The 1,717-nt window shown below is 35.2% G+C and carries 2 protein-coding genes; both read right to left on the bottom strand.

Annotated elements, in window-relative coordinates; genetic code table 11:
- Nucleotides 1-78: 78 nt before the first annotated feature.
- Nucleotides 79-945 (bottom strand): IS3 family transposase, encoded by an 867-nt coding sequence (locus G4407_RS16435; protein ID WP_330586145.1) that lies wholly within the window; start codon nucleotides 943-945, stop codon nucleotides 79-81.
- 32 nt (nucleotides 946-977) lie between these two features.
- A complete protein-coding gene (locus G4407_RS16430) occupies nucleotides 978-1,658 on the bottom strand; it encodes a helix-turn-helix domain-containing protein (protein WP_201856693.1) in 681 nt (226 codons plus the stop codon).
- Between the last annotated feature and the right edge of the window lie 59 nt (nucleotides 1,659-1,717).

Genomic DNA, 1,717 nt, shown 5'->3' with positions numbered 1-1,717 from the left:
TGGTGTGCTACCTGTCAAGAGGACAATAAAAAATAATAAATTTTTGTATCGTCAGCCGATTTACGGCTGGCGATATTTTTAGGCTGCTTTTATATATTGATTATGATATTCCATTGGTGTCATCACATTTAACTTTCTTTGCAATCGTTGGTTATTGTAGTAATTGATGTAATTGGTTATAGCTGCAATTAAGGTTGTTCTATCATTGAAATGTTGGCAGTAATACATCTCTCGTTTTAGAATTCCCCAAAATCCTTCCATTGGTCCATTATCAATACAATGGGCAACTCTGGACATACTTTGTTTCATATGATGTTTCTTTAACCTGGTACAGAACTGTGCACTTGTATATTGAAATCCACGATCAGAGTGGAAGAGCGGATGTGCATCAGGTTCCAAGCGAACTGCTTCATCAAAAGTATTCATAACTAATGGATTATCATTATGGTCACTTATTTTAAAAGTTACAATTCTTCGATCGTATAAATCTAAAATGGCACTCAAATATATCTTATGTACTTCATTTCCATTGTAATATTTAAACTCAGATACATCGGTAAGCCATTTCTCATTCGGTTTATCTGCATGAAAATCCCGATGTAAATAGTTTTTGGAAATGTGATCGGGATTTCGGTCTCCCTTGGTACAGCTTTTTGGTTTCCATTTAATATTTGACTTTATATCATATTTTCTACAGATGCGGAGGACTCGTTTATCATTCACATGAATTCCTTTGTGTCCATCTAATTCATCTCGGATTCTACGATATCCCATATCCGGATGTTCTTTATGTATCTTTTGAATTTCAATAGATAACGTTTCATTCTGCAATTCGTTATTGCTTTTCGGATGTTTTAGCCAGTGATAGTATGCAGAGCGTGTAATATTAAGATACTTACAAAGTTTATCTACTGGATATCCCTTGGCAGAAGATAATTCTTTGATTGCCTTATATGCGGCTAAACGGTGAACTAAAGTTAATGATCCCTCCTTTCCAGTTCTCTGACTTTTTTTAACAGATCATTTTCCATTTGTAAATCCAGATTTTTTCTTTCGAGTTCAGCGATTCTATCACGTAATTCTTCCTCAGGTGTACGACTTGGTAATGATCCGACTCGTCTACCACGGCGATCTTCCAGACCTTTACTTCCCATTTCTTCATATCGTTTTACCCAGTTATAAACCTGTTGATAGGAACATTGGTATTTCAGTGCCATTGCCCCATAATTCTTGTCGTTCGCAAGGCATTCTGTAACGATTTTTAATCTTTCATCAAAAGTCGTTGATTTTGCTTTTTTCATGCAAGCACCTCCAGTGGACGTTTTTAATATTCCACCAGAATTATACACCTGAATCCACTTCAAAAGTTGTGTCTGTGACCGGATTTCGTATTTTAAGCAAATATCATAAAGAGAGCCTATTCCATTAAGATAATCATTTACCGCAGATGTTTTTAGTGCTTTTGAGTAACTCTTGTTTTTAGGTTGATTAAGTAAACCTGCTGGTCCATTGCATTTGTATATAGAAATCCATTTTCTAATACTCGGACAAGCGACTCCAATTTTTTTACTTGCCTGATTCAATCCAATCTCTCCATCAAGATACTGCTCAACTATTTTTACCTTTACTATTGGATCTATTTTGCTTTTTCTGGACATGAAAATACCCCCATATAGGACTTTTATATTTCATTGTCCTATATGAGGGTAGCATATCA

The sequence above is a fragment of the Allocoprococcus comes genome, assembly GCF_013300725.1.
In the GTDB taxonomy this organism is placed as follows: domain Bacteria; phylum Bacillota; class Clostridia; order Lachnospirales; family Lachnospiraceae; genus Allocoprococcus; species Allocoprococcus comes_A.
This window is presented reverse-complemented; position numbering and strand designations above follow the sequence as displayed.

Bases quoted from the DNA above. Each gene is read 5' to 3' on its own strand.
- G4407_RS16430 (WP_201856693.1), bottom strand. From the start codon at position 1,658: ATGTCCAGAAAAAGCAAAATAGATCCAATAGTAAAGGTAAAAATAGTT.